Here is a 24350-nt window from a genome sequence, read left to right as displayed (position 1 = left end):
GCGCAGGCTTCCCCCTCCCCACACAAGGACGTGAGCATGACTGCAGGAGCTCCCCAGCGGGTCCGTCACCGCCGCCGGGTCACCAAGCGCCGGGCGGTGATCGCCGGGGCCGCCGCCTTCGGCCTCACGGGCGCGGCGATCGTCACGACGACGATGCTGTCCACGGCCGGCGCCGCCTCGCCCTGGCCCTCCGACACCGGCAGCAGGCCCGTCTCGTCGACGATCCCGGTCTCCGGCACCTACGACGGCAGGATGAAGAAGTTCTACGGCACCGGCGAACTGGGCGGCGACGGCCAGGAGGAGGGCCAGGACCCGGTCTTCGAGCTGGCGGACGGCGCCGTGCTGAAGAACGTCGTCATCGGCACCCCGGCCGCGGACGGCGTCCACTGCAAGGGCTCCTGCACGCTGCAGAACGTGTGGTGGCTGGACGTCGGCGAGGACGCCGCCAGCTTCAAGGGCACCTCTCCGTCGGCCGTGTACACGGTGTACGGCGGCGGCGCGAAGAACGCCGACGACAAGGTGCTCCAGTTCAACGGCGCGGGCAAGCTCGTCGTCAGCAAGTTCCGGGTCGAGAACTTCGGCAAGCTGGTCCGCTCCTGCGGCAACTGCTCGAAGCAGTACAAGCGGACGATCATCATCAACGACGTGGACATCACCGCGCCGGGCAAGTCGATCGTCGGCATCAACGAGAACTACGGCGACACGGCGGCGCTGCGCAACGTCCGCATCCACGGCGACAGCAAGAAGAAGATGAAGACCTGCGTCCGCTTCCAGGGCAACAACACCGGCAAGGAGCCCAAGGAGCTGTCGCCGGCCGGCCCGTACGGCAAGGTCTGCGACTTCACGGCCTCAGACATCACGTACAAGTGACCCCCGGCCCGCCGGTCCGCCCCCCGGACCGGTGTGTGTGCCGCCCGGGCCCCCACCCGGCCGGCACGACGAACGCCCCCGCCGGTGACGACCGGCGGGGGCGTTCCCCCTGAGCGGTGGCCCCGCGGGCTTTCGTGATCGTTTCATTGCGGTCCTGTGGCAGAACGGTCCGGACGGCCCCCGGAACGGCAGAGTGAGGACACCTGTTCCCCCGCCCCGAAGGAGCGCCGTCCCGTGAAGTCCACGCGCCGCCGAAGAACCGGTGCGACCGCCGCCGTCCTCCTGACCGCCCTGCTCGGCGCGCACACCACCGACGCCACCGCCGGCACCGACACCACCGCCACCGCCGGCACCGTGCGGAAGACGCCCCGCCGGGTGGTGGAGGACCTCGACCGCGGCCTGGTCGCCGTCCCCCGTGCCGGGGGCACCTTCCTGAGCTGGCGGCTGCTCGGCACCGAGTACGCCCGCGAGGGCGACGGCATCGCCTTCAACGTCTACAAGAACGGGCGCAGACTCAACCGCACGCCGGTCACCCGCACGACGACGTACCGGGACGTCTCCCGGGGCACCGGTACGTACACCGTGCGCGCCGTCGTCGACGGGCGGGAGGGGCGGCCGAGCCGGGCCGCGCTCGAACTCGCCGGCGGGTACGCCCGCATACCGCTCGCCGCCGCCGACGGCTACACGGTGCAGCACGCCTGGCCGGGCGACCTGGACGGCGACGGACGGTACGAACTCGTCGTCAGCCGGCTCTCCGCGGACCGCACCGGAACCGACCTGCTGGAGGCGTACACGCTCACCGGCCGCCGGCTGTGGCGCATCGACCTCGGGCCCAACTCGCTCGCCCAGGCGCCCGGCAACGGGGCCAACGACCCCGCCCCCGCGGCCGTCAGCGGCTCGACCGCCATCGGCGGCTACCGCAACGACGACAACGTGACCGTCTACGACCTCGACGGCGACGGCCGCGCCGAGGTGCTGCTGCACACCGCCGACGGCACCACCTTCGCCGACGGCAGGGCCGTCGAGGCGGCCTCGCCCGCCGCCCAGTTCGTCTCCGTCGTGGACGGGCGCACCGGCGCGGAGCGGACCCGGCAGCCGGTGCCCGGGGACTTCACCGCCGACGGCCCCTCCGGCGGCCACTTCGGCATCGCCCACCTGGACGGCTCCCGGCCCAGCCTGGTCACCAAGCTGGTCACCCGCACCGGTGCCGGGCGCGGCGCCTTCCGCGTCCTGTTCCAGACCTGGGACTTCGACGGCACCGACCTCACCCGCCGCTGGAAGTACGTGGTGCCCGCCGGCAGCGGCGCGACGAGCTTCCACCAGATCCGCACCGTCGACCTGGACGGCGACGGCCGCGACGAGATCGCCGACGGCAACTACGTCGTCGACGACGACGGCACCCTGCGCTACGTCGTCGACGGTGCCGGTCACGGCGACCGCTTCGCCGTCGCCGACCTCGACCCCGCCCGCCCCGGCCTGGAGGGCTTCGCCGTCCAGCAGTCCGAACTGGGCGTCGTCTCCCGCTTCCCCTGGTACTACTACGACGCGGCCACCGGTGAGCGTCTGGCGACCGGTACGCACCCGGAGCACCCGGCGGGCGAGGCCGATCTGGACGTCGGCCGCGGCACCGCCGCCGACATCGACCCCCGGCACCCCGGCTACGAGTACTGGACGTCCGCCGCCGACGTCACCCGGCCCGGTGCGGGCGTCTTCAACGTGCGGGACGGCAGGGTCTCCGCGACCACTCCGAGCGTCAACTTCCGCATCTGGTGGGACGGCGACCTGACCGCCGAACTCCTCGACTCCACCCACGTCGAGAAGTGGGACCCCGAGACCGGGACGAGCAGAAGGCTCTTCGACCCCTCCGGCGTGGTCTCCGGGCCCCGCGCCGCGACCCCGTTCTACGGCGACCTGCTCGGCGACTGGCGCGAGGAGATCCTCGCCGAGACGGCCGACCGCACGGCGCTGCACCTGTACACCACCACCGAGCCGGCCTCCACCCGCCTCTACACCCTCGCGCAGAACCCCGCCTACCGGCTGGGCTGGACCGTGCGCGGCTACCTGCAGTCCACGTACACCGACTACCACCTCGGCACGGAGACCCGCCGGGTCCCCAGGCCCGCCCTCACCACCCCGGAAGGAGCCCCCTCCCATGGCCACCACGCGTAGGACCTTCACCGCTCTGGCGGCGGGCGCGGCGCTGGCCGCCGCCGTCCCCGCGGGCGGCGCCCAGGCGGCCCCGGGGCGCCGCCGCGGACGTCTGCTCGCCCACGACGACTTCCGGCACGGCCTGCGCCGGTGGGCCGTCGAACTGGAGGACGGCGGCACCGTCACCGCCTCCCGGGGCACGCTGGAGATCGACGTCCCGGCCGGCGCCACCGTCTGGTTCAGGGAACGGCTGACCGGGCCGTACGTCCTGGAGTACACCGCCACGCCGGTCTCCGGGGGCGGTCCCAACGACCGGGTCTCGGACCTCAACAACTTCTGGAACGCCACCGACACGCGTTCCCCGCACGATCTCCTCGCCACCCGCCGGGACGGCTCGCTGGCCGACTACGACCGGCTGCGGACGTACTACGTCGGCTACGGCGCCAACGGCAACACCACCACCCGGCTGCGCCGTTACGTCGGCGAGGCGGGGGTGCGCCCGCTGGTCCACGACTACACCGAACCGCTGCTCGTGCCCGGCCGGCCGCACCACGTCCGGATCCTCTCCGACGGGCCGACGGTGCGCTGGTGGAACAACGGCCGCCTGGTCTTCGACCACCGGGACCCGGAGCCGTACACCGCGGGGCACTTCGCCTTCCGCACCACCTGGAGCCACTTCCGCATCACCGGTTTCCGCGTGTGGCGGGTGGCGTCCGGCCACCGCTGAGGACCGCGTCGAGCCAGGTGAGGGCGTCGTCCTGCATGGGGCCGGTGAAGGCGTGGCCGACACCGGGGACGGTCTCGGCGCGCAGCCGGCCGCCAGCGCCCAGGGACTCCCAGACCGCGCGGAGCCGGGCGTGCGCGGCCCGGACGCCCTCGGGCACGAACAGCGGGTCGTGCTCACCGTTCAGGAAGAGCATCGGCTTCGGCGCGGCGAGGCTCGCCACGTCGGGGAGGTCGAGGTGGCGGGCGAGTCCGGGGTGCAGCATGTGGAACGCCGACTGCCCGCGCAGGGTGTTGTTGCCGGGGACCATCATCTCCTTCAGCCCGGTCATCCAGCACACGCTCACCGCGGCGGCGACGTCGTCGCTGAGCGCGGCCGTCTGCCAGGCGCGGTAGCCGCCCATGGAGAAGCCGAGCGCCGCCACCCGGCGGGCGTCCACCCTCTCCAGGCCGGCCAGGAAGCCGGCGGCCCGCTCGTCCTCGCGGGCCATCAGTCCGGCGAGGGAGCTGCCGAGGTGGAAGAGGTTGCTCGCCAGGGCCTGCTGGCGTTCGTAGGTGAGCGGGTCGCGGTCGCCCCAGCCGAGAGCGTCCAGGCACAGCACCACATAGCCGCGCCGGGCCAGTTCGTCACCGGGGAACCGGCCGCCGAAGTGCCGGTGAGCCCACTCCTCGGCGGCGGGCAGGCGCGTGTCGTCGTACCAGGGGCGGACCAGTTTCTCCTTGCCGATGTCGAAGCGGGAGCCGTGGTCGTGCAGGAGGAGGACGGCCGGGAAGGGCCCGGCGCCCCGCGGGGTGAGCAGGGCGCCGCGGACCCGGGTCCAGCGGGTGAGGGAGAGGGTGACCGTCTCGCGCGTGTACCCGTCGCCGTCCTCGCGGTCGGCGAACTCGGGGGCGTACGGCGTGCCGTCCTGCCGGCCGACGAGCAGGTGCTCCTCGACGGTGGCGCGGGCCGTCCGCCGCCACTGTCCGAAGTCCCTGATCGGCGAGGTGCCCCAGGCCAGCGGGAAGGTCAGCTCCTCCTTGAGCGCCGGGTGGAAGGCGGGCAGGTCACCGGTGGCGGGCATAGGGCCGCCAGTCGCCGAGGTACGCCTCCCTGGTGTGTGCCGCGGCCTCGGCGCGGGTCAGCTGCGGCCGGTTCCCGGGGACGGTGATCGCCGCGCCGGGGCCGGTGTTGCGGTACTCGCGAAAGCGCTGCTCCTGCCAGGGGTGGGCGTCGCGCATGTTCGCGTAGGGCGCGGCCGCGTCGATGCCGGCGCCGAGGCGGGTCTCGCGCACGGTGAGCATCGGGCGGGCGGTGGGGTCGGAGCTGGGCACCCAGGGGCGGGCCAGCTTGTAGTAGCCGTCGGGGGCCTCGCTGCTGACGCGGCTGCGGATGACGAGGTAGCCGCGCGGGTTGGCGCCCGCCGTGGACGGCGCGAACACGAAGCCGTACGGGGCGCCCGCCAGGTCGGTGCGGACCAGGGTGCGGAAGTGGCAGCGGTCGTAGACGGCCGTCGCCCGGCCGAAGACGAAGTCGACGTCGCCCTCGATGTGGCAGTGGGCGTAGTACTGGCGGGCGAAGTGGCCGAGGGAGCGGGTGTCGGCGAGCAGGGTGTCCTGGTGGCCGAGGAAGCGGCAGTGGTGGAAGGCGGTGCGGTCGCCCTGGGCCCTGAGGGCGACGGCCTGGGTGCCGGACCAGCCGGGGTGGTCGGCGCGCAGCCAGTCGTTGGCGAAGGTGATCCGGTGGGCGGTGAAGCCGTCGGCCTGCACGGTGACGGTGGCCGAGCCGCTGGTGCCGTAGGTGCCGGAGCCGTCCGGTCTGGGGGTGCCGGCCGAGTTGTCGTACACGATGACGGTGTCGCGGGGGTCCTCGGCGGCGCCGATCCAGGTGGCGTCGGTGCGGCCGGCGTCGAGGGCGACGGTCTCGCGGTAGGTGCCGGGGGCGAGGACGAGTGTCCAGCCGCTGCCGGCGGCGGCGGTCACGGCGGCCCGGACGGAGGTGAAGTCGCCGCGGCCGTGCGGGTCGACGTACAGGGTCTTCGGGGTGAGGCGGGCGGCCGGTGAGCCGTGGCGGCCGAAGGGGCGCGGGTGGGGGCGTTCGCCGGCGGCCGCGGGGGCGGCGGCGAGGCCGAGGGCGGCGCCCGCGCCGGCGGTCGTCAGCAGGAAGCCTCTGCGGGTGGGGGCGGGTCGGGGCATGCGGGTGCCTCCAGGGCGGGATCGCGGTGCGTGAGGAGAGGTGGGGTGCGGTGCGGGTGGGGTGGGGTGGGCCGGGGCGGTGCGGGCGCCCCGGCCCGGTTCGGGTGGTGCGGCGTCAGCGCAGGCGGCCGGCGCCCGCACCGCGGTCGACGACGTGGGGGACGGCCGCGGCCGGGAGGACCTCGGTGCGCAGGGCGGGTGTCCAGCCCGCGCCGGAGCGCAGGGTCTCGGCGGGGATCTCGGCGTTGTGCACGGCGATCAGGTCGACGGCGCGGCCGTTGACCCGGTTGTGCGCGGCGGTGACCGGCGCGTCGCTCCACTTCTTCAGGATCTTGGCGGGGCTGACGCCCTTGGGGAGCGTGAAGGCGTTGTGCTCGGCGACGATCGCGGACTCCTTGCCGACGCCGAAGCTGTAGGCGTAGCCGTCCGAGGCCACGAAGTGGTTGTTGTAGATGTCGACCTGGCCGAAGCGGACGCGGGGCGCGCGTTCGACGAGGTTCTTGAAGAGGTTGTGGTGGAAGGTCACCTTGAGGTGGCCCCGGTCGACGGCGGCGGTGGACTCGCCGTCGCTGTTGCCGATGAGGATCGTCTTGTCGTGCTCGGTGAAGACGTTCCAGGAGGCGGTGACGTGGTCGGCGCCCTTGACGACGTCCAGCTGCCCGTCGTGCTGCTGGTAGAGCATGCCGAAGTGGACCGGGGCCGCGCTGTCGGGGTGCTCGCCGTCGGTGAAGGTGTTGTGGTCCAGCCAGACGTGGGTCGAGCCGTGGACGACGGCGCTGTCGTACTCGGAGTTCCAGTTGCCCCTGGCGCCGTCCGTGGGGTCCCACTGCGGGAAGCAGTCGACGGGGCTCTCGAAGGTGAGGTTGCGGACGATGACGTTGTCCACACCCTTGATCTGCAGACTGGCGCCCTTGAAGCCGGCGTCGCGGCCGATGCCGATGATCGTGGTGTTCGCGGGGACGTACGCCTTGATCGCCTGGTCCTGCCGGGCGGCGGAGGCGCGGCGCAGCCCTTCGGGGCTGTCGTCGGGCTCGGCGCTCAGGTCGGTGTCCAGGCCCCACTTCTCCGGCGCGTACTTCTCGAGGTAGGCGTCGAAGTCGTAGCCGGGGGCGGCGAAGGACTCGCAGCCCCCGGAGAGGGCGTCGATGGTGCCCTTCACCTTGATGATCCTCGGCGCGTCGCCGCCGGCGGCGAGGGCGGCCCTGAACCCGGCCCAGGTGGTGACCGTGTACACGTGCTCGGCGTCGGCGGCGGCTCCGCCGGTGGTGCCGGTGCCGTGGGAGGCCCAGCCGTCGTTCGCGGGCAGCGTCTGCCGGGCGATGTCGCGCGGGTGGTGGGGGTGGTGCGGGTGGCCGGGGCGGGCCTGGGCGGTGCCGGTGGTCAGGCCCAGCACGAGGGCGGTGCAGCCCGCCAGCACGACCGCCCTCCCTGTGGCATGTGCATGCCATCTCCGTGTGCTCATGGTGCGGCTCTCCTTCTCCGGATACGGGGGTTACGCGGTGGCCGGCTGCGGCCAGCCGATCCAGGACGCGGGGATCTCCTCGTCCAGCCGGCGCACGTCCCGGCGCGCCAGCACCCGGGTGCGCAGCAGTTCCCGCGTCACCAGCCGGGCCACCTCGATCGCGCCCGGCGGGTTGAAGTGGGTGTTGTCCTGCTCGGTGGCGGTCCAGTTGAAGTGCGTCTTGGTCCCCTCGACACCGAGCCGCTGCCACAGCGCCAGCGACAGCGCCTGTACGTCGAGCAGGGCCACGCCCTCCTCGCCGGCCAGCGCCCGCATCGCCGCCGGGTACTCGCCGTGGCTGGTCGTCGCGTTCCCGGCCGCGTCGAACCGGCGCCGCTCGACGGACGTCGCCAGCACCGGCCGCGCCCCGCGGGCCCTGGCGCCCTCGACGTACAGGCGCAGGTGGTCCTGGTACGTCGTCCAGGGCTCGGTGTGGCGGGAGGGGTCGTCGCGCTTCTGGTCGTTGTGCCCGAACTGGACGAGGAGCAGATCGCCGGGACGGATCACGCGGAGGATCGCGTCCAGCCTTCCCTCGTCCACGAAGCTCTTGGAACTGCGGCCGTTCACCGCGTGGTTGGCGACGGGGAGATCCTTGCGGAGGAAGAACGGCAGCGCCATGCCCCACCCGGTCTCGGGCGCGGCGTCGGCGTACTTCTGCGCGGCGGTGGAGTCGCCGGCGATGTGGAGGGTGCGGGTGCCTCGCCCGCCGGCCTGTGCGGTACCGGCGCCGGCGACCGCGAGGGGGACGGCGGCGACGGCGGCCGCGGTGACTTGCCTTCGGCTGAGAGCCACGCTGTGCACCTTTCGAGAGGGGACCAGATTCCCTGGGGGCGCGGGGGCGCCCCCGGGTGGGGGCCCCCCCCCGGGGGGGGGCCCGCCGCGGGGGGGGGCCCCGGCGGGGGGGGGGCCCCCGCCCCCGGCGCGCCCCAGGGGGGGGGGCGGGCCCCGCGGGGCCGTGGTGGGGTGCGGCCCCGCCGCGTGTGCGCGACCGGCCGCGTGTGCGCGACCGGCCGGGGACGGCCCGCGGACCACGGGCCGTCCCACGGCGGGGATCAGGCCCGCACTAGCCCTTCTGCTCGTTCCACTCGGCCTGCGCCGTGTTCAGCTGCTCGGCCATCGTGTCCAGGAACTCCTTCGCGCTCATCTTCCCGAGCAGCACCTTCTGGAAGTTCGGCTCGTTGTCGGCCTTGGAGATGGTGTTCCAGTCCGGCAGGTAGTACGGCAGCTGGACGATGGTCGTGGAACCGTCGCTCAGCGCCTCGGCGGCCAGCTTCGTCGGCTCGGCCTCGGAGACCCACGGGTCCTTCGCGGCGTCGGTGTTCGCCGGCACCTGCCCGGCCGACTCGTTGAACTTCGAGTTCTCCTTGTGCGAGGCGGCGAACTCGATGAACTTCCAGGCGGCCTCCTTGTTCTTGGAGCTCTTGAACAGGCCGAGCCCGTCGACCGGGTTGGACACCTGGACGCGCTTGCCGGAGGCGCCGGTCGGCTGCGGGATGCCGCGGAACTTCTCCACGCCGAGCGCCTTCACGTGGTCCTGGTAGGAGCCCAGGTTGTGGTGGAGCATGCCGATCGTGCCCGAGTCCCACTGGGCGACCATCTTGGCGAAGTCGTTGTTGACGTCGGCGGCCGGCGTGACCCTCTTGTAGAGGCCGGCGTACTTCTCCAGCGCCTCGACGTTCTTCGGGTCGTTGAGGGTCGTCTTCTTCTTCTCGCTGTCCCAGAACGAGGTGATGCCGGACTGCCCGTACATCGCGTCGACGGCCTGGGCGATGGAGCCGGAACCGCCGCGGATGGTGTAGCCGAACTCGTTCTTGCCCGCGTCGGTGAGCTTCTCGGCCGCCTTGTAGAAGGCGTCCCAGGTCGTCGGCGCCTCCAGGCCGGCCTTCTCGAACAGGTCGGTGCGGTAGTACAGCACACCGTTGTTGGCGGAGGTCGGCACCGAGTAGAGACGGCCGTCACCGCCGCCGGCGGCCCGCAGGGACTCGATCATCTCCTTGTTGATCCTGCCGTTCAGGGACGACCCGGTGAGCCGGTTGTCCAGCGGCTCCAGCGCGCCCTGGGCGGAGAACCCGGCGATCATCGCCGCGCCGACGCCGCCGACGTCCGGCAGGCCGCCGCCCTGGATGGCGGTGTCGACCTTGGACTGGTACTCCTTGGCCGCGATGCCGACGTACTCGACGTCGATGTCCGGGTTGGCCTTCTCGAAGTCGGCGATGATCTCCTTCCACACGGCCGTGCGGATACCGCCGTTGTTGTCCCAGAAGACGATCTTCCCCGTGCCGCTGCCCTCGGCGCCCTTGTCGCCGCCCGCTCCGCTGCCGTCGTCACCGCAGGCGGTGGCGGTCAGCGCGAGCACGGCCCCCAGCGCGACGGCGGCGGTCGTCCGGCGCCTGCCTGTGCTTCTGCTGCTGCGCATGCTGATCTTCATTGGTCGGCTCTCTTCTTCTTCTGGATCCAACGGTGCGGTGCTGAACAACGTGGGGGGGGGTCGGTGGGTGGTGCCGCGGGCGGCTCAGTGGGTGCCGAGCTGCTTCTGCGGTCCCGAGAAGCGCTTCACCAGCGCGGGCACGGCCGCCGCCGGGTCGAGCCGGTAGTCGTAGAAGTCACGCGGCTCGAAGGCGTCGCCCCACTCGTCGTGGCGGCCCGTGGTGTTGCGCAGGATCGATCCGCGCTCCACGAGTTCCGCGGTGGCGTCGGCCTGGTAGGGGTGCTGGACGTCCCGGTAGTAGCTGTTCTCGATGACCATCTTCGTGGCGCCGCGCGACCAGTTCCCGTACGTCCACACGGGGTCGCCCGGATCGGCCTGCGCCGTCAGGTAGTTGTTGTAGAGGTGCGCGTAGGCGGCGTTGTCCACCGAGGGGTTGCGCTGCTTGGTGTTCGAGAACCAGTTGTGGTCGATGGTGATCTGCGTCCTGACGTTCTTCGTCCAGCCCAGCCCGAACGTCTTGTTGTTGTTCTCGAAGCGGTTGTACGAGACGGTCACGTACTCGCTGTCCTTGCGGACGTCGAGCTGCCCGTCGCAGATGTTCGAGAAGCGGTTGTGGTCGACCCACACGTGGTGGACGGTGTCCATCTGGATGCCGTCGAAGTCGGTGTCCTTGCAGTCCCAGTTGCCGGGGACCGCCGAGTCGCGGATCGTCAGGTTGCGGATGATCACGTTGTGGGTGCCGGGCTTCAGGTTCAGCTCGCCGTGGACGATCTCGCCGGTGTCGCCGACACCGACGATCGTCTTGTCCGAGGCGACGACGATCTCCGCGCCGAAGGGCTCGGCCTCGATCGTGCCCGCCACCCGGATGACGTACGGCTCCTCGGCCGCCGCGTACTTCTCCAGCGCGGCCTGGTCGGTGACGGTGACGACCTTCCCGCCCTCGCCGCCGGTGGTGCCGCCGGCCAGGGAGGCGAAGCCGTGCGGGCGGTCGCCCAGGTGCGGGTTGACCGCCGTCCGTTCCTCCGGCGGGGCGGCGGCGTGCGCCTGCCCCGCCGTGCCCAGGGCCAGGGCGGTGACCAGGCCCAGGACGGTGCCGATGGTTCTGCCGGTCCCTGGTGTGCGCTTGCTCGGAAGGTGCGTCATTGCGGCTCCCAACAGGCTCGGGGGTGAGGTGGGTTACTGCGGTGTGATCCTGAAGCGGGTGAACTCGGCGGCACCGGCGTGTCCCTCGCCGGCGGGTGCGAGCGCGAACAGGCCCAGCAGGGCGCCGACCCAGCGCCAGGGGGTGGCGGCGAAGACCTGGCCGGTGGGCCTCGGGCCGTCGCCGAGGTCGTAGGAGAAGCGGCAGCGCGCCCCGGGCGCCGTCTCGATCCGCAGCCGCACCCGTCCGCCGGGTGCGACGCGGGGGTGGTCGGCGTCCCGCTCGGCCTCGGCCACCGACTCGGCGAACCGGTGCACCAGGTGCACCTCCCCGTCGGTGCCCCGCTGGAGCCCGATCCAGCGGTAGGCGTCGCCGAGCACCGCGAGCCCGGCCCGGGCGCCCGGCTCCGTGCTGTCCAGGCGAAGCTCCACCTCGACGGACACCGGCAGGCCGGGCAGCCGCTGGGTGAGGACGTTCGGCAGTTTGCGCAGGTCGTGCGCGTCGGCCGTGCGGACGCAGGTGAGCCGGAGCCCGTCCCCGGAGTGGTGCGCGGTCCAGCCCTCGCCGGGATTGGCGGTCCAGGACCACTGGTGGCCGTACCGTCCGCCGGGGAAGTCGTCGTCGGTCGCGGGCGCGGCCGGCGGCTGCGGCGGCAGGGCGGGGCGCCGGTGGACGGTGACCGGGGCGCCGTCGTCGCCGAGGACCGGCCAGTCTCCCTCCGGCCACGTCATCGGCTGCAGGTGGACCACCCTGCCGTAGGCGCCGCGCTGCTGGAAGTGCAGGAACCAGTCCTCGCCGGCCGCGGTACGCACCCAGCCGCCCTGGTGGGGGCCGTTGACGTCGGTGTCCTTCTGTTCCAGGACGACCTTCTCCTCGTAGGGTCCAAAGAAGTCGCGGGAGCGGAAGGCGCCCTGCCAGCCGGTCTCCACTCCCCCGGCGGGCGCCAGGATCCAGAACCAGCCGTCGTGCCTGTAGAGCTTGGGGCCCTCCAGGGTGAACCAGCCGGGGATGCGGTCGGCGTCGACGATCACCTTGCCCTCGTCGAGGACCCCGGTGCCGTCGGGGTTCATGCGGTGCCCGGTGAGGCGGTTCTTGATGCCGGCGCGGGAGCGGGCCCAGGCGTGCACCAGATAGGCCTCGCCGGTCTCCTCGTCCCACAGCGGGCAGGCGTCGATCAGGCCCTTGCCGGCCTTGACCAGGTGCGGCTCGGTCCACGGACCCCGGATGTCCGGGGCGTTGACCTGGAAGACGCCCTGGTCGGGGTCGCCCCAGAAGATCCAGAAGCGGCCGGCGTGGTGGCGCAGGGAGGGGGCCCAGACGCCGCAGTCGTGGCGGGGCGCAGCGAAGGCGTCCGCCGGTTCCAGGCGCTCCAGGGCGTGTCCGACGAGGGTCCAGTTGACCAGGTCGCGGGAGTGCAGCAGCGGCAGGCCGGGGGCGCGGCCGAAGCTGGAGGCGGTCAGGTAGAAGTCGTCGCCGACGCGGACGACGTCCGGGTCGGACCAGTCGGCGTTCAGGATCGGGTTGGTGTAGGTGTCCGCGGTCTGGGGGGTCACGGGTTCACCGCCTTTCGTACGAGGGTCGCGGCGTCGTCGGCGTCGAGGCGGCCGTCGGCGACGACGGTGACGATCCGGCGGACGAGGGTGTCGCCGGGGGCGACCGTCAGCCGTTCGTCGTGGGCGAGGGAGGAGCCGACGCCCGGGTACTCCTCGGTGCGCACGAACCACGGGTCGCGCCGGGTCCGTTCGGTGGCGCCGGCGAACACCAGCGACCAGGTGGTGCCGGTGAGGGCGAGCCAGTCGGCGGTGGTGCCGTGGACGTCCTTCTCGCCCTCGCGGTCCGCGGTGAAGACGCGCGGGGCCGTGCTCTCCTTGCGGGCCCGCCAGAAGAAGCCGCCGTAGGCCGCGCCGGGGCGCCCGTTGGTGGCGGGGCTGCCGATCGAGAGCGGCGCGCCCGTGACGTTGGTGAGGGAGAAGGTGAGGTCCAGCGCCCAGGCGGTGTCCGTGAGCGCGGTGGCGGCGACGGTGCGGTGCTCGCGCAGCAGCTCGGTGCCGGCGGCGGTCCAGCGCAGCTCCTCGACGAAGCCGTCGGGGTCGCAGAGCTGGAAGGCGGTGTGCCGCTGGGTGCCGTGGTTGTCGAGCTCGGTCGGCCCCTGGCCGCGGACGTAGGTGCGTCCGCCCCAGAAGTTGTGGCCCTCGACGTCGGGAACGGCGACACCGACGCCGAGGTGATGGAGGTGGTCGGCGGGGGCGAACTCGGTGACGGCGGTGCCGGCCAGGGTGGTGACGGGGTGCAGGCAGGGGCGCGGGGAGAGCCGGCCGGGCACTTCGGGCCGGACGACGTACCGGCCGACGGGGCGGCCCGCCACGCGCAGCACCGGGGAGTCGGCGGCGGTCATCGGGTGCTCGCCTCCTTCAGCGGGTGCTCCGTGCGGGGCGCCCACGGGGCGCCGAGCTCGGAGTACAGGGAGAGGGTGTCGGCGGCGGCGTCCACGAGTGCGTCGACGCCGGGCACCACGCGGCGGCTCTCGCCGGGCACGGCGCGCCAGGCGCCCTCGGGCAGCGCCTGGGGATCGGGGGCGCGGCGGACCGCCTCGACGACCTTCATGAACGCGCCGGCCGCCTCCGGGGGGACCAGCAGCCCGGCGCCGTCGGTGAGGTGGGCGACGAGGTTCTCCAGCAGGTCGGTGCGGCCGTGGTCGTACTCCTCGGGGCCGTGGCCGGCGCGCTGGAGCAGGACGCGGTCCTGCTTGTACCAGAAGGTGATGCGGCCCCGGTCGCCGTGGACCAGGACGTACGGCTCGTGCGCCCGCTGTGCGCACAGGGTCGCGGCGACGGTGACCCGGTGGCCGCGGGTGGTGGTGATCCGTACGCAGGAGGTGTCGTCGGCCTCGATGTCGTTGGCGTGGCTCAGCTCGGTCTCGACGCCGGTGACGTCCTCGGCGCGGGCGGTGCCGCCCAGCGCGAGGGCGGTGGCGACGGCGTGCGCGAGCGGGTTGGTCAGCGCGCCGTCGATCACGTCGGCGCCGTCCAGGCGCCGGCGGCCCGCCCAGCGCGCCCGGCGGAAGTAGGCCTCGTCCCGCACCCAGGCGCCGGCCCCGCCGACGCCCGTCACCTCGCCGATCGCGCCCTCGGCGAGCAGCGCGCGGACCGCGGGCACGGCGTGCGAGCCCAGCGACTGGAAGCCGATCTGGCAGGCGACGCCGGCCTCGGCGATCCCGTCGGCCATGCGCCGGAACTCGGCGTACGACGGTGCCGGGGGCTTCTCCAGCAGCAGGTGCACGCCCCGGCGGGCGGCGGTCAGCGCGAGGTCGGTGTGGGTGGGGATCGGCGTGCAGATCACGGCGATCCGGGCGCCGGTGGAGTCCAGCAGGGCGCCGAGGTCGGCGGACTGCTCGGGGAGTTCCCCGCCGGCCTCCTCCTCGGTCAGCGGGGTCAGCTCGCAGATGCCGGCCAGCCGGACCAGCCCCGCCCGCTCCAGGCGGCGGATGTTGGCGACGTGCCAGCGGCCGTGGCCGCGGGCGCCGGCGAGGACGACGGGCAGCGGCGCGTTCATCGCAGCCTCCCCGCGCCCGCGCCCCCGGCCACCGCCCGGTCGGCCTCGGCGGCGCTGTCGACCGGGCCGTGCAGGACGGGGGTCCAGCCGACGTCGGCGGTCAGGTCGCGTTCGCTGCCGGAGTTGTAGGCGTTGTAGATGGTGAGCAGGTCCACCGGGTAGCCGTTGAAGACGTTGCCGCTCGCGTGCAGGGCGCTGCCGTTCCAGCTCTTGACCAGGTCGGCGGCCTCGACGTGGCCGGGGGTGTGGAAGGCGTTGTTCTGCGCGTGGATGCGGGACTCGGTGGAGACGCCGATGGAGTAGCGGTAGTCGGCGTCCTTCTCGTCGACGACGTACCGGTTGTTGTAGAGGTGCACCTGGCCGAAGCGGACACGCGGGGCGCGCTGGGCGACGGACTCGAACTCGTTGTGGTGCAGGGTGACCCGGAGCTTGCCGCGGTCGCCGGTGGCCGAGTCGCCGTTGCCGATGAGCATCGCCTTGTCGTGGTCGGCGAAGCGGCTCCAGGAGACGGTGACCAGGTCTGACTCGTTGGTGATGTCGAGCAGGCCGTCGTGGCGCAGGTAGTTGCGGCCGAAGAGGGTGGGCTCCTTCTCGTCCGGGTGGCCCTTGTCGCTGAGGGTGACGTGGTCGACCCAGACGTGGGTGGCGCCCTTCAGCCAGAGGTTGTCGTAGGCCGTCTTCCAGTCGCCGAGGCCGCCGGAGTTGGGCTGCCAGACGGGGAAGCAGTCGTAGGCGTCGCGCAGTTCGAGGTTGCGGACGATGACGTTGTCCGCGTCCTTCACCTGGAGGCTCGCGCCCTTGAGGACGGCGTCGTCGCCGAGGCCGACGAGGGTGGTGTTCGAGCCGACGGTCAGCACGACGCGTTCGGCCTGCCGGGCGGCGGAGGCCTTGCGGGCCTCCTCCTGCGGGCCGCTGGGCCTGGCGGCGCCCCAGGTGCGGGGGTCGTAGGCCGCCAGGTACTTCTTCAGGCTGTACTCGTCGGTCGCGTAGTTGGCGCAGTCCAGGCGCCGGCCGTCGTCGTCGGTGTTGGCGTCGATGGTCCCGGCGATCTTGATGATCTTCGGGGTGTCGCTGCCGTTGTCGAGGGCGCGGACCAGTCCGGCCCGGTCGGTGACGGTGAAGACGTGGGCGTCGTCGGCGGCGGCGCCTCCGGTGGTGCCGCCCTCCGCCGCGGCCCAGCCGTCGTCCGGGCCGAGGGTGTCGCGGCTGATGTCCCGGGTGCCGTCCGCGTGGGCGGGGACGCAGAGCAGGGCGAGGAGTCCGGCGGCGGCGGCCGCGTGTCGCAGTCTCATCCCTTCACCGCCCCCGCGCTGAAGCCGGTGATCAGCCACTTCTGGATGAAGGCGAAGACGAGCACCACGGGCACGGCCGCGATGATGCCGCCGGCGGCGAGCGCGCCGAGGTCGACGCTGTCCGCGCTCATCAGGGTGTTGAGGCCGACCGGGATGGTCTGCTTGCCCTGGTCGTTGAGGAACATCAGGGCGAACAGGAAGTGGTTCCAGGAGTGCACGAAGGCGAAGGAGCCGACGGCGATCAGGCCGGGGCGCAGCAGCGGCAGCACGACGATCCGGAAGGCCTGGAACCGTCCGCAGCCGTCGACCCAGGCGGCCTCCTCCAGGGAGTACGGCACGTTCTTGATGAAGTTGCTGATGAGGATCATCGACAGCGGCAGCTGGAAGACCGTCTCGGCGATGATGACGCTGCCGAGCGAGTTGATCATCTGCAGTCCGGCGAAGATCTCGAACAGCGGGACCAGCAGCAGCGCGCCGGGCACGAACTGGGAGCAGAGCAGGGCGAGCATGAAGCCCCGCTTGATCCTGAAGTCGAACCGGGCGAGGGCGTAGCCGCCGGCCAGGGCGACGAGCGTCGTCGTGAACAGGGTGGCGATGCCGACCAGCAGGCTGTTCTGGAAGAAGGTGCCGAAGGCGCGGTCGGTCCACACCTTCTCGAAGTGCTCGAAGGTCATCGGCCAGGGCACGAGCGAGGTCGAGCCGGCCGGGCGCAGCGCGAAGAGCAGGATCCAGTAGAACGGGATCAGGGTGAAGACGAGGTAGACGCCGAGCGGCAGGTAGATCTGCCAGCGGGGGACCTCGTCCCAGGCGGGGTGCTTCTTCGCGGCGCGCGGCGGCTCGTGGCCGGCCCGCAGGGGCGCGGGGGCGGGCGCGGGGGCCTCCTTGGTGATCACTTGTTCTCGCCTCCGAACTTGCTCAGCCGCAGGTAGACGATCGAGCAGAAGAGCAGGATCACGAACGCGACGGTGGTGAGGGCCGACGCGTAGCCGAAGTTGTGGGCGTCGACGCTGGTGTTGGCTATGTACAGGGGCAGGGTCGTGGTCACGCCCGCGGGTCCGCCGCCGGTCAGGGTGTAGAGGAGGTCGACGTTGTTGAACTCCCACACCGCGCGCAGCAGGGTGGACAGGATGATGGCGTCCTTCAGGTGGGGCAGCGTGATGTGCCAGAACTGCTGGATGCGGCTGGCGCCGTCGACCTCGGCGGCCTCGTAGAGGTCCTTGGAGACGGACTGGAGGTCGGCGAGGATGAGGATCGCGAAGAAGGGGACACCGCGCCACAGGTCGGCGACGACCGCCGCGGAGAACACGGTGGAGGTGTCCGACAACCAGCTGGTGCCGTACGAGCCGATGCCCATGTCGGCGAGGTAACGGGTGATGCCGGTCTGGGAGTTGTAGAGGAGCACCCAGATCGCGGAGGTCAGCACGCCGGAGACGGCCCACGGGGAGAAGACCAGGGCGCGCCCGATCCCCCGGCCCACGAAGGTCTGGTTGACGATGAGCGCCAGCGCCAGGCCGAAGAGGAGCTGCAGTCCGACCTCGACGAAGACCCACTTCGCGCTGAAGACGAGGGTGTCCCAGAACATGGGGTCGTCGGTGAAGATCTTGGTGAAGTTGTCGAGGCCGGCGAAGCCGTTCCGCCACGGCTTGGTGGGGTTGTAGTTCTGCAGGCTGTAGTAGAAGACGCTGATGACCGGGTAGGCGATGAAGCCCAGCATCAGCAGGGCGGCGGGGGCGATCAGCAGGTACGGGAGCCTGCGCGGCGTGGCGGAGGCACGGCGCCGCCTCGGTGGCGCGGGCGGTTTCGCCACGGCTGCGGCTTGGGCCATGACAGTTCTCCGTTCTGGTACGTCGTGCGTGTGCGGTGCGTGGGCGGTGCCGTGTGCGGTGCGTGAGCGCTGCACGCAGGTGGCACAGGAAGCGCTTTCTGCCAGGGCAGACGTGTACGGTCTCCCGCCGTGGCGGGGGTCAGCCGGCGTACGGGTCCTGCACGGTGCCCGGGCGGGCCAGGAACTCGAAGTCGCAGCCGGTGTCGGCCTGGGTGATCTGGTCGTCGTAGAGCGCGCCGTAGCCGCGTTCGTGGCGGGCGGGCGGCGGGGTCCAGGCGGCCCTGCGGCGTTCCAGCTCGTCGTCGTCCACCTCGAGGCGCAGGGTGCGCGCCTCCACGTCGAGGGTGATCGTGTCGCCGGTGCGCACGAGGGCGAGCGGTCCGCCGACGTACGACTCGGGCGCCACGTGCAGCACGCAGGCGCCGTAGCTGGTGCCGCTCATCCGGGCGTCGGAGATCCGCACCATGTCCCGCACGCCCTGCCTGAGCAGGTGGTCGGGGATGGGCAGCATGCCGTACTCGGGCATGCCCGGGCCGCCCTTGGGTCCGGCGTTGCGCAGCACCAGCACGCTGTCGGCGGTGATGCCCAGCGACGGGTCGTCGATGGTGCGCTGCATGGTCTTGTAGTCGTCGAAGACGACGGCCCGGCCGGTGTGCTTGAGCAGGTGCGGTTCGGCGGCGATGTGCTTGATGACGGCGCCGTCCGGGCAGAGGTTGCCGCGCAGGACGGCGACTCCGCCCTCGCTCGCGACCGGGTTGTCGCGGGGCCGGATGACGTCGTCGTCGTGCACCCGCGCGCCGGCGATCTGCTCGCGCATCGTGTCGTGCGAGACGGTGGGCCGGTCCAGGTGGAGCAGGTCGGGGATGCGGGAGAGGAAGCCGGGCAGGCCGCCGGCGAAGTGGAAGTCCTCCATCAGGTACTTCCGGCCGCCGGGGCGGACGTTGGCCAGCACCGGGACGGTGCGGGCGATGCGGTCGAAGTCGTCGAGGGTGAGGGTGACGCCCGCGCGGCCCGCCATGGCGATCAGGTGGATCACGGCGTTGGTGGAGCCGCCGAGGCCGAGCACGGTGGTGACGGCGTCGTGGAAGGCGTCGGCGGTGAGGATGTCGCTCAGCCTCCGGTCCCGGTGGACCAGTTCGACGATGCGCAGTCCGGCCGCGGCGGCCATCCGGTCGTGGCCGGAGTCGACGGCCGGGATGCTGGAGGCGCCCGGGACGGTGACGCCGAGGGCCTCGGCGGCGGCGGTCAGCGTGGAGGCGGTGCCCATCGTCATGCAGTGGCCGGGCGAGCGGGCCAGGCCGCTCTCCAGCTCCTGCATCTCGCAGTCGCCGATGAGGCCGGCCCGCATGTCGTCCCAGTACTTCCACATGTCGGTGCCGGAGCCCAGGGTCTCACCGCGCCAGTGGCCGGGGAGCATGGGGCCGGCCGGCACGAACACCGCCGGCAGGTCGACGCTGGCGGCGCCCATGAGCAGGGCGGGCGTGGACTTGTCGCAGCCGCCCATCAGCACGGCGCCGTCGACCGGGTAGGAGCGCAGCAGCTCCTCGGTCTCCATCGCGAGCAGGTTGCGGTAGAGCATCGGGGTCGGCTTCTGGAAGGTCTCGCTGAGCGTGGAGACCGGGAACTCCAGCGGGAAGCCGCCCGCCTGCCACACGCCCCGCTTCACGGCCTGGGCGCGGTCGCGCAGGTGGACGTGGCAGGGGTTGATGTCGGACCAGGTGTTGAGGATCGCGATGACCGGCTTGCCGAGGTGTTCCTCGGGCAGGTAGCCGAGCTGGCGGGTGCGGGCACGGTGGCTGAAGGAGCGCAGGCCCGACGAGACGCCGCTGCCGTACCACTGGTGGCTGCGCAGCTCCTCCGGGCGCTTCCTGGGGGCGCTCATATCGCCCACCCCGCGGCGATGGCGGCGACCTCGGCGCGCTCGTCCTCGGGCAGCGGCCTGCTCGGCGGGCGGACCTCGCGGCGGCACAGTCCGAGCGAGGCCAGGGCCTCCTTGACGACGGTGACGTTGTTGGCGGAGCCGTTGGCGGCGCGCAGTTCCTCGAAGCGGCGGATCTGCTCCCAGACCTTCATGGCGGCCGGGTAGTCGCCGGCCCGGAGCGCCTCGATCATGTTCAGCGAGACGGCCGGGGCGACGTTCACCAGGCCCGAGGTGAAGCCGGTGGCGCCGGCGGAGAAGTACGAGGGGGCGTACGGCTCGGCGAGTCCGGCCACCCACACGAAGCGGTCGAGGCCGGCGTCGCGGGCGAAGGCGGCGAACCGGGCCGCGTCCGGGACGGCGTACTTGACGCCGATGACGTTGGGGCAGTGGTCGGCGAGTTCGGCGAGGCGGGAGCCGGGGAGCTGGGCGTTGCGCAGATAGGGCACGACGCCCAGCTCGGGCACGGCCTCGGCGATCGCGCGGTGGTAGTCGACCCAGCCGGCCTGGGAGACGTAGGGGTGGACGGGCTGGTGGACCATCACCATCCGGGCGCCCAGCTCACGGGCGTGCTGCGCGGAGGCCACCGCGGTGGGCACGTCGTGGCCGACACCGACCAGGACGGCGGTGCCGTCGCCGGCCTCCTCGACGGTCAGCTCGGTGACCAGGCGCCGCTCGGCCGGGGTCAGGGCGTAGAACTCTCCGGTGTTGCCGTTCGGGGTGAGGGTCGTGATCCCGGCGTCGAGGAGACGGCGCAGCAGGGCCCGGTACGTGGCCGGGTCGACGGAGCCGTCCTCGGCGAACGGGGTCACCGGGATCGCCACCACGTCGGCCAGGGCCGCCCGCTGGGTCTCGAACGTCGTTGTCATGTCTGACCGACCTCTTCCTGGGCCTCGGGATCCGTGTGGGGGAAGGCCCGCTCGACGAACGACGCGATGTGGGCGTGCAGGGCGCGTGCCGCGCCGTCCGCGTCGCCGGCGAGGGCGAGACGCAGGATGTCCTGGTGCTCGGTGGCCTCCTGCTCCCAGGAGGGGTCGGCGGCCCAGGCGACGGCGGAGACCAGGGCCGCCTGGTCGCGGACCTCGTCGAGCATCCGGCCGAGCAGCGGGTTGCCGCACGGCAGGTACAGGGCGCGGTGGAACTCGCGGTTGGCGAGGGAGCGTTCGGCGGTGTCCGTGGCCTGGTCTGCCCGGGTCAGCGCGTCGCGGGCCGCGTCCAGGGAGGCGCCGCGGCGGACCGCGCGCCGCAGTGCCTCCGGCTCCAGGAGCAGCCGCACGTCGTAGACCTCGCGCGCCATGTCCGCGTCCACCATGCGCACGGTGACGCCCTTGTACTGGCTCATCACGACCAGTCCGGTGCCGGCCAGGGTCTTGAGCGCCTCGCGCACCGGTGTCTTGGACACCCCGAACTGTGCGGCGAGGTCGGTCTCGACCAGGGCCTGGCCGGGAGTCAGCCGCCCGGTGAGGATGCGGCGTTTGATCTCCTCCAGCACGTACTGCGTGCGGGAGGGGATCGGCGTGGGCACAGAGGTCATGCGCGCCTCTCGGAATCTCGCGTCGGATGCGCGGACCTCGGACATCCGGCTCTGGGATATCCGATCTCACGTATCGCGTCTCATATATGACGTACGGAGTACGACGCGTTGAAGGTAGGAGGGGCGCAGGGCCGCGTCAATGCTTCTGACGAAGAAAGTTCAGGTGCCGCTCACACGGATGTGCGCAGCCCTTCGCGCGCGACGGCGGCCGGGCCGCCGAAGGCCGCGGCGGCCCGTGCGGTCGCCGCCTCGCGGGTGAGCGTGGGTCCGACGTGCGTGACGAGCAGGCGCCGGGCGCCGGCCTCACGGGCGGTGTTCCCGGCGTCCTCGGGCGTCAGGTGCACCTGTTCGCCTTCGCGATGCACGTCGATGTCCGCCTCGCACAGGAAGAGGTCGGCGTCGCGGGCGAGCCCGGTGAGCGCGGCGCACGGGCCGCTGTCCCCCGAGTAGGCGAGGACCCGCCCGTCGCACTCGGCCCGCAGGCCGTAGGCCTCGACGTCGTGACGGACGGCGCGGGCGGTGAGGAGCAGGCCGCCGTGGCGGGCGGTGTGGCCGTCGTACAGGGGACGGAAGTCGAGCACGCCGTCGAGGAACGCGGTGTCCGGGCGTCCGAGGAACCCGGCCAGGCGCTCGGCGCAGCCCTGCGGGGCGTGGACGGGGACGGGTGCGGGCGGAGTCGCTCCCCCGTGGGCGAAGGCGTACAGCGCGGAGAGCAGGTCGGCGGTGTGATCGGCGTGGAGGTGGGAGATCCAGATCGCGCTCAGCCTCGCCGGGTCGGTGTGCCGCTGCAATTCCGCGAACGTGCCGGGTCCGGCGTCCACCCACACCTCGGCTCCCCCGCCGCGCAGCAGATGGCCGGAGCAGGGGCGGCCCGGGGCGGGGTGCGGGGAGGCGGTGCCGAGGACGGTGAGGGAGAACGCCATGCGGCGAGCGTACGCGGCTCCACCGGGCCGGCGGAGGGCCTTTGCGGGCGGGCGGGGGCGCGGGGCACCACGACGCCGCCCGGGGGCCCGCGCCGTCGCCGGCCCCGCGCCCCCGCCCGCCCCGGTCACGCCGGTCGCCCCGGCCGCGCCGCCCGGCCCCCGGCCTCGCCGGCCCGGCGGTCCCGCTACAGCGCCGCCAGTCCCGCGCGCACCGCGTCCAGGTCGCCGTCCGACGCCAGCCCGGCGTGGTAGAGCCGCAGTTCCGTCGCGCCCAGGTCGCGTGCGCGGGCGGCGTCGGCGGCGAGGGTGCCGGGGCTGCCGCCCATGCCGGAGACGACGGTGAGGTTGGCGGCGAGGACGGCCCCGTCGCGCCTCTGCTCGGCGAAGGGCGTCAGCGGGCCCGCGCCGCCGGTGCAGGGGACGACGACGCCGTCGGCGACGGAGAGGATGTGCGCGGGGTCGACGCCGGCGTTGGCGCCGCAGTGGTACGACACCGGGTCGGCGTGCAGCAGCACTTGGAAGCCGTCGGGCGCGGCGGCGCGGACGGCGGCGACCGCCGCCTCCTGGAGGCTCCGCGCGGTGTCGTCCCGCCACGCGCGCGTGGCGTTCGCCGGGGTCTCGCCGAGCAGTTTCTCCACGCCCGCCCAGCCCCCGTCCGAGGGCGCCGCCCCGCGCCACACCGGCTCCAGCGCGTCCCGCACCGCGCCGGCCAGCTCGTCGGGGTCGAGTCCGCGCGTGCCGTATCCCGCGCGGCAGTCCGGGCAGAAGCAGAGCGACATCAGGTACTGGCCCGCGTCCCCCAGCCCCACTCCGCCGGTCTTGTCGTGGGCGTGCAGGTGGGCGAGCCCGTACCAGCCGAGGGACTCCAGCTCGGTGCCGCGCGCCCCGGGCCGCACCGCCGCCTCGGCGGCCAGCGCGGTGAGGTAGGCGCGCGTGGCGGGCCGCGCGATGCACGGCGCCCACGGGTAGCGGTCGCCGTAGGCGTTGACGACCGAGGTGTCCGGATGCTCGGCGCCCAGGCGGGAGTTGTGGGCGAGGACGACCCAGGTGTGCACCTCGAGTCCCGCGTCCGCGAGCGCGGCGGCGGCCTCGCCGTACGCGTCGCCGGGCGCCCAGTCGCCGGCCGCGTACGGCCGCGGCACGCGTCCGTCCCAGCGGGCGGCGTCCGGCGGGTAGAGGACGGCGGCGTACTCGGCGGTGACGACGCGGTGGCGCGGGTGGCGGGGGGTGAGGGCCCGGGTGGAGTGGTAGGCGGCGGCGAGCGTCACCTGCTCGACGCCGATGCCCGCGAGCCACCGTGCCGCCGCCGGGTCCCCGTTGACGTCCCAGGGGTAGACGAACGCCGATGTCCTCACTTGCCGCCCTCCCCGTCCAGCAGCGCCTGTCCCCGCTCGATCAGCCGGGCGAGCTGCTTCACATGGTCCTCGCCCGGTTCGTGCAGCGGCGGCCGCACCTCCCCCACGTCCAGCCCGCGCAGCCGCACGCCCGCCTTGACGAGGGAGACGGCGTATCCGCGGCCCTGGGCGCGCAGTTCGACGAAGGGCCGGTAGAAGCCGTCCAGCAGGCGGTGCACGGCCGGGTCGTCGCCCTCGCGCAGCGCCCGGTGGAAGGCGAGGGCGATCTCGGGGGCGAAGCAGAACACGGCGGACGAGTAGAGGGTGATGCCGAGCGCGCGGTAGGCGAGCTGGGTCTGCTCGGCGGTCGGCAGGCCGTTGAAGTAGAGGAAGTCGCCGTCCGGGGCCTCGGTGCGCACGGCGCTGACGGTCCGCTGCATGAGGTCGAGGTCGCCGAGGCCGTCCTTGAGGCCGATGACGCCGTCCGTGCGGGCCAGTTCGACCACGCTCTCGGGTGTGAAGACGGCGTTGTCCCGCTGGTAGACGATGACGGGCAGAGACGTCGCGGCGGCCACCTCGCGGTAGTGGCGCAGCAGCCCCTCCTGCCCGGCGACGACCAGGTACGGCGGCATGGCGAGCAGCCCGTCGGCCCCCGCCTCCTCGGCGAGCCGGGCGTAGCGCACGGCGAGCGCGGTGCCGTAGCCCGCGCCGGCGATCACCGGCACCCGGCCGGCCGTCTCCTCGACGGCCGCCCGCACGCAGACCTGGAACTCCTCGGGGGTGAGGGCGTGGAACTCCCCGGTGCCGCAGCAGGCGAACACCGCGGCGGCGCCCGCCTCGACGCCGTGGCGCACGTGCGCGCGGTAGGCGCCGGGATCGACGCCGCCGCCGGGGCCGTACGCCGTGACGGGGAAGAACAGCGGCCCGCTGGGGACGGTGAGGCGGGTGGCGAGAGGGGCTGAGGTCACGGGCGCTCCCCATTCCAT

General features: G+C 73.0%; 20 protein-coding genes and 1 pseudogene. 3 read left to right on the top strand and 18 right to left on the bottom strand.

Going from position 1 to position 24350, the window contains the following annotated elements:
* Positions 1 to 36 precede the first annotated feature (36 nt).
* The 3 genes from ACFYOJ_RS26060 (at position 37) to ACFYOJ_RS26050 (ending at position 3745) form a co-directional block, all read left to right on the top strand.
* Positions 37 to 870: a pectate lyase gene (locus ACFYOJ_RS26060; protein WP_356555062.1), complete on the top strand. Its 834-nt coding sequence runs from the start codon at positions 37 to 39 to the stop codon at positions 868 to 870.
* A gap of 234 nt (positions 871 to 1104) precedes the next feature.
* The gene (locus ACFYOJ_RS26055; RefSeq protein WP_356555060.1) at positions 1105 to 3039 is read left to right on the top strand and encodes a hypothetical protein; all 1935 of its coding nucleotides are present in this window, start codon (positions 1105 to 1107) and stop codon (positions 3037 to 3039) included.
* Positions 3023 to 3745 carry a DUF6250 domain-containing protein gene (locus tag ACFYOJ_RS26050; RefSeq protein WP_356555058.1) on the top strand — a complete coding sequence of 241 codons (723 nt, stop codon included), beginning with the start codon at positions 3023 to 3025 and terminating at the stop codon, positions 3743 to 3745. Before ACFYOJ_RS26055 ends, ACFYOJ_RS26050 begins: the two co-directional genes overlap by 17 nt.
* Here the strand turns inward: ACFYOJ_RS26050 and ACFYOJ_RS26045 are convergent.
* The 18 genes and pseudogenes from ACFYOJ_RS26045 to ACFYOJ_RS25960 form a co-directional block, all read right to left on the bottom strand.
* Positions 3702 to 4805 (bottom strand): dienelactone hydrolase family protein, encoded by a 1104-nt coding sequence (locus tag ACFYOJ_RS26045; RefSeq protein ID WP_356555056.1) that lies wholly within the window; start codon positions 4803 to 4805, stop codon positions 3702 to 3704. The genes ACFYOJ_RS26050 and ACFYOJ_RS26045 overlap by 44 nt on opposite strands.
* The gene (locus tag ACFYOJ_RS26040) at positions 4789 to 5916 is read right to left on the bottom strand and encodes a pectinesterase family protein (RefSeq protein WP_356555055.1); all 1128 of its coding nucleotides are present in this window, start codon (positions 5914 to 5916) and stop codon (positions 4789 to 4791) included. Before ACFYOJ_RS26040 ends, ACFYOJ_RS26045 begins: the two co-directional genes overlap by 17 nt.
* 115 nt (positions 5917 to 6031) lie before the next feature.
* Positions 6032 to 7378 (bottom strand): polysaccharide lyase family 1 protein, encoded by a 1347-nt coding sequence (locus ACFYOJ_RS26035; RefSeq protein WP_356555053.1) that lies wholly within the window; start codon positions 7376 to 7378, stop codon positions 6032 to 6034.
* Positions 7379 to 7408: 30 nt separating this feature from the next.
* Positions 7409 to 8209 (bottom strand): rhamnogalacturonan acetylesterase, encoded by an 801-nt coding sequence (locus tag ACFYOJ_RS26030; protein WP_356555052.1) that lies wholly within the window; start codon positions 8207 to 8209, stop codon positions 7409 to 7411.
* Between the two features lie 271 nt (positions 8210 to 8480).
* Positions 8481 to 9845, bottom strand: coding sequence for a sugar ABC transporter substrate-binding protein (locus ACFYOJ_RS26025; protein ID WP_356555050.1), 1365 nt, complete (start codon positions 9843 to 9845; stop codon positions 8481 to 8483).
* Between the two features lie 93 nt (positions 9846 to 9938).
* A pseudogene (locus ACFYOJ_RS26020) lies at positions 9939 to 10988 on the bottom strand (polysaccharide lyase family 1 protein); the annotation flags it as partial.
* 33 nt (positions 10989 to 11021) lie between these two features.
* Positions 11022 to 12539: a family 43 glycosylhydrolase gene (locus ACFYOJ_RS26015; protein ID WP_356555048.1), complete on the bottom strand. Its 1518-nt coding sequence runs from the start codon at positions 12537 to 12539 to the stop codon at positions 11022 to 11024.
* Entirely contained in the window at positions 12536 to 13381 is an 846-nt protein-coding gene (locus tag ACFYOJ_RS26010) for a PmoA family protein (RefSeq protein WP_356555046.1), read from the bottom strand. Before ACFYOJ_RS26010 ends, ACFYOJ_RS26015 begins: the two co-directional genes overlap by 4 nt.
* Positions 13378 to 14538, bottom strand: a complete 1161-nt coding sequence (locus ACFYOJ_RS26005; RefSeq protein ID WP_356555044.1) for a Gfo/Idh/MocA family oxidoreductase — start codon at positions 14536 to 14538, stop codon at positions 13378 to 13380. The genes ACFYOJ_RS26010 and ACFYOJ_RS26005 overlap by 4 nt, the downstream gene beginning before the upstream one ends.
* Complete coding sequence (locus tag ACFYOJ_RS26000) at positions 14535 to 15830, bottom strand: pectate lyase (RefSeq protein WP_356555042.1); 1296 nt, start codon at positions 15828 to 15830, stop codon at positions 14535 to 14537. Before ACFYOJ_RS26000 ends, ACFYOJ_RS26005 begins: the two co-directional genes overlap by 4 nt.
* On the bottom strand, positions 15827 to 16723 hold the full coding sequence (locus ACFYOJ_RS25995) for a carbohydrate ABC transporter permease (protein ID WP_356555040.1): 897 nt from the start codon (positions 16721 to 16723) through the stop codon (positions 15827 to 15829). Before ACFYOJ_RS25995 ends, ACFYOJ_RS26000 begins: the two co-directional genes overlap by 4 nt.
* Positions 16720 to 17655, bottom strand: a complete 936-nt coding sequence (locus ACFYOJ_RS25990; protein WP_356555039.1) for a sugar ABC transporter permease — start codon at positions 17653 to 17655, stop codon at positions 16720 to 16722. The genes ACFYOJ_RS25995 and ACFYOJ_RS25990 overlap by 4 nt, the downstream gene beginning before the upstream one ends.
* 139 nt (positions 17656 to 17794) lie before the next feature.
* Positions 17795 to 19537 (bottom strand): L-arabinonate dehydratase, encoded by a 1743-nt coding sequence (araD, locus tag ACFYOJ_RS25985; protein WP_356555038.1) that lies wholly within the window; start codon positions 19535 to 19537, stop codon positions 17795 to 17797.
* On the bottom strand, positions 19534 to 20442 hold the full coding sequence (locus ACFYOJ_RS25980) for a dihydrodipicolinate synthase family protein (protein ID WP_356555036.1): 909 nt from the start codon (positions 20440 to 20442) through the stop codon (positions 19534 to 19536). The genes araD and ACFYOJ_RS25980 overlap by 4 nt, the downstream gene beginning before the upstream one ends.
* Positions 20439 to 21107, bottom strand: a complete 669-nt coding sequence (locus ACFYOJ_RS25975; protein ID WP_356555034.1) for a GntR family transcriptional regulator — start codon at positions 21105 to 21107, stop codon at positions 20439 to 20441. Before ACFYOJ_RS25975 ends, ACFYOJ_RS25980 begins: the two co-directional genes overlap by 4 nt.
* A gap of 170 nt (positions 21108 to 21277) precedes the next feature.
* On the bottom strand, positions 21278 to 22030 hold the full coding sequence (locus ACFYOJ_RS25970) for an MBL fold metallo-hydrolase (protein WP_356555032.1): 753 nt from the start codon (positions 22028 to 22030) through the stop codon (positions 21278 to 21280).
* A gap of 185 nt (positions 22031 to 22215) precedes the next feature.
* On the bottom strand, positions 22216 to 23385 hold the full coding sequence (locus ACFYOJ_RS25965) for a hypothetical protein (RefSeq protein WP_356555030.1): 1170 nt from the start codon (positions 23383 to 23385) through the stop codon (positions 22216 to 22218).
* Positions 23382 to 24332: a 5-dehydro-4-deoxyglucarate dehydratase gene (locus tag ACFYOJ_RS25960; RefSeq protein WP_356555028.1), complete on the bottom strand. Its 951-nt coding sequence runs from the start codon at positions 24330 to 24332 to the stop codon at positions 23382 to 23384. The genes ACFYOJ_RS25965 and ACFYOJ_RS25960 overlap by 4 nt, the downstream gene beginning before the upstream one ends.
* Positions 24333 to 24350 lie beyond the last annotated feature (18 nt).

The organism is Streptomyces sp. NPDC006384 (genome assembly GCF_042870695.1).
Lineage (GTDB): Bacteria > Actinomycetota > Actinomycetes > Streptomycetales > Streptomycetaceae > Streptomyces.
This window is presented reverse-complemented; position numbering and strand designations above follow the sequence as displayed.

Bases quoted from the DNA above. Each gene is read 5' to 3' on its own strand.
- ACFYOJ_RS26060 (WP_356555062.1), top strand. From the start codon at position 37: ATGACTGCAGGAGCTCCCCAGCGGGTCCGTCACCGCCGCCGGGTCACC.
- ACFYOJ_RS26050 (WP_356555058.1), top strand. From the start codon at position 3,023: ATGGCCACCACGCGTAGGACCTTCACCGCTCTGGCGGCGGGCGCGGCG.
- ACFYOJ_RS26045 (WP_356555056.1), bottom strand. From the start codon at position 4,805: ATGCCCGCCACCGGTGACCTGCCCGCCTTCCACCCGGCGCTCAAGGAG.
- ACFYOJ_RS26040 (WP_356555055.1), bottom strand. From the start codon at position 5,916: ATGCCCCGACCCGCCCCCACCCGCAGAGGCTTCCTGCTGACGACCGCC.
- ACFYOJ_RS26035 (WP_356555053.1), bottom strand. From the start codon at position 7,378: ATGAGCACACGGAGATGGCATGCACATGCCACAGGGAGGGCGGTCGTG.
- ACFYOJ_RS26025 (WP_356555050.1), bottom strand. From the start codon at position 9,845: ATGAAGATCAGCATGCGCAGCAGCAGAAGCACAGGCAGGCGCCGGACG.
- ACFYOJ_RS26010 (WP_356555046.1), bottom strand. From the start codon at position 13,381: ATGACCGCCGCCGACTCCCCGGTGCTGCGCGTGGCGGGCCGCCCCGTC.
- ACFYOJ_RS26005 (WP_356555044.1), bottom strand. From the start codon at position 14,538: ATGAACGCGCCGCTGCCCGTCGTCCTCGCCGGCGCCCGCGGCCACGGC.
- ACFYOJ_RS26000 (WP_356555042.1), bottom strand. From the start codon at position 15,830: ATGAGACTGCGACACGCGGCCGCCGCCGCCGGACTCCTCGCCCTGCTC.
- ACFYOJ_RS25990 (WP_356555039.1), bottom strand. From the start codon at position 17,655: ATGGCCCAAGCCGCAGCCGTGGCGAAACCGCCCGCGCCACCGAGGCGG.
- araD (WP_356555038.1), bottom strand. From the start codon at position 19,537: ATGAGCGCCCCCAGGAAGCGCCCGGAGGAGCTGCGCAGCCACCAGTGG.
- ACFYOJ_RS25980 (WP_356555036.1), bottom strand. From the start codon at position 20,442: ATGACAACGACGTTCGAGACCCAGCGGGCGGCCCTGGCCGACGTGGTG.
- ACFYOJ_RS25975 (WP_356555034.1), bottom strand. From the start codon at position 21,107: ATGACCTCTGTGCCCACGCCGATCCCCTCCCGCACGCAGTACGTGCTG.
- ACFYOJ_RS25970 (WP_356555032.1), bottom strand. From the start codon at position 22,030: ATGGCGTTCTCCCTCACCGTCCTCGGCACCGCCTCCCCGCACCCCGCC.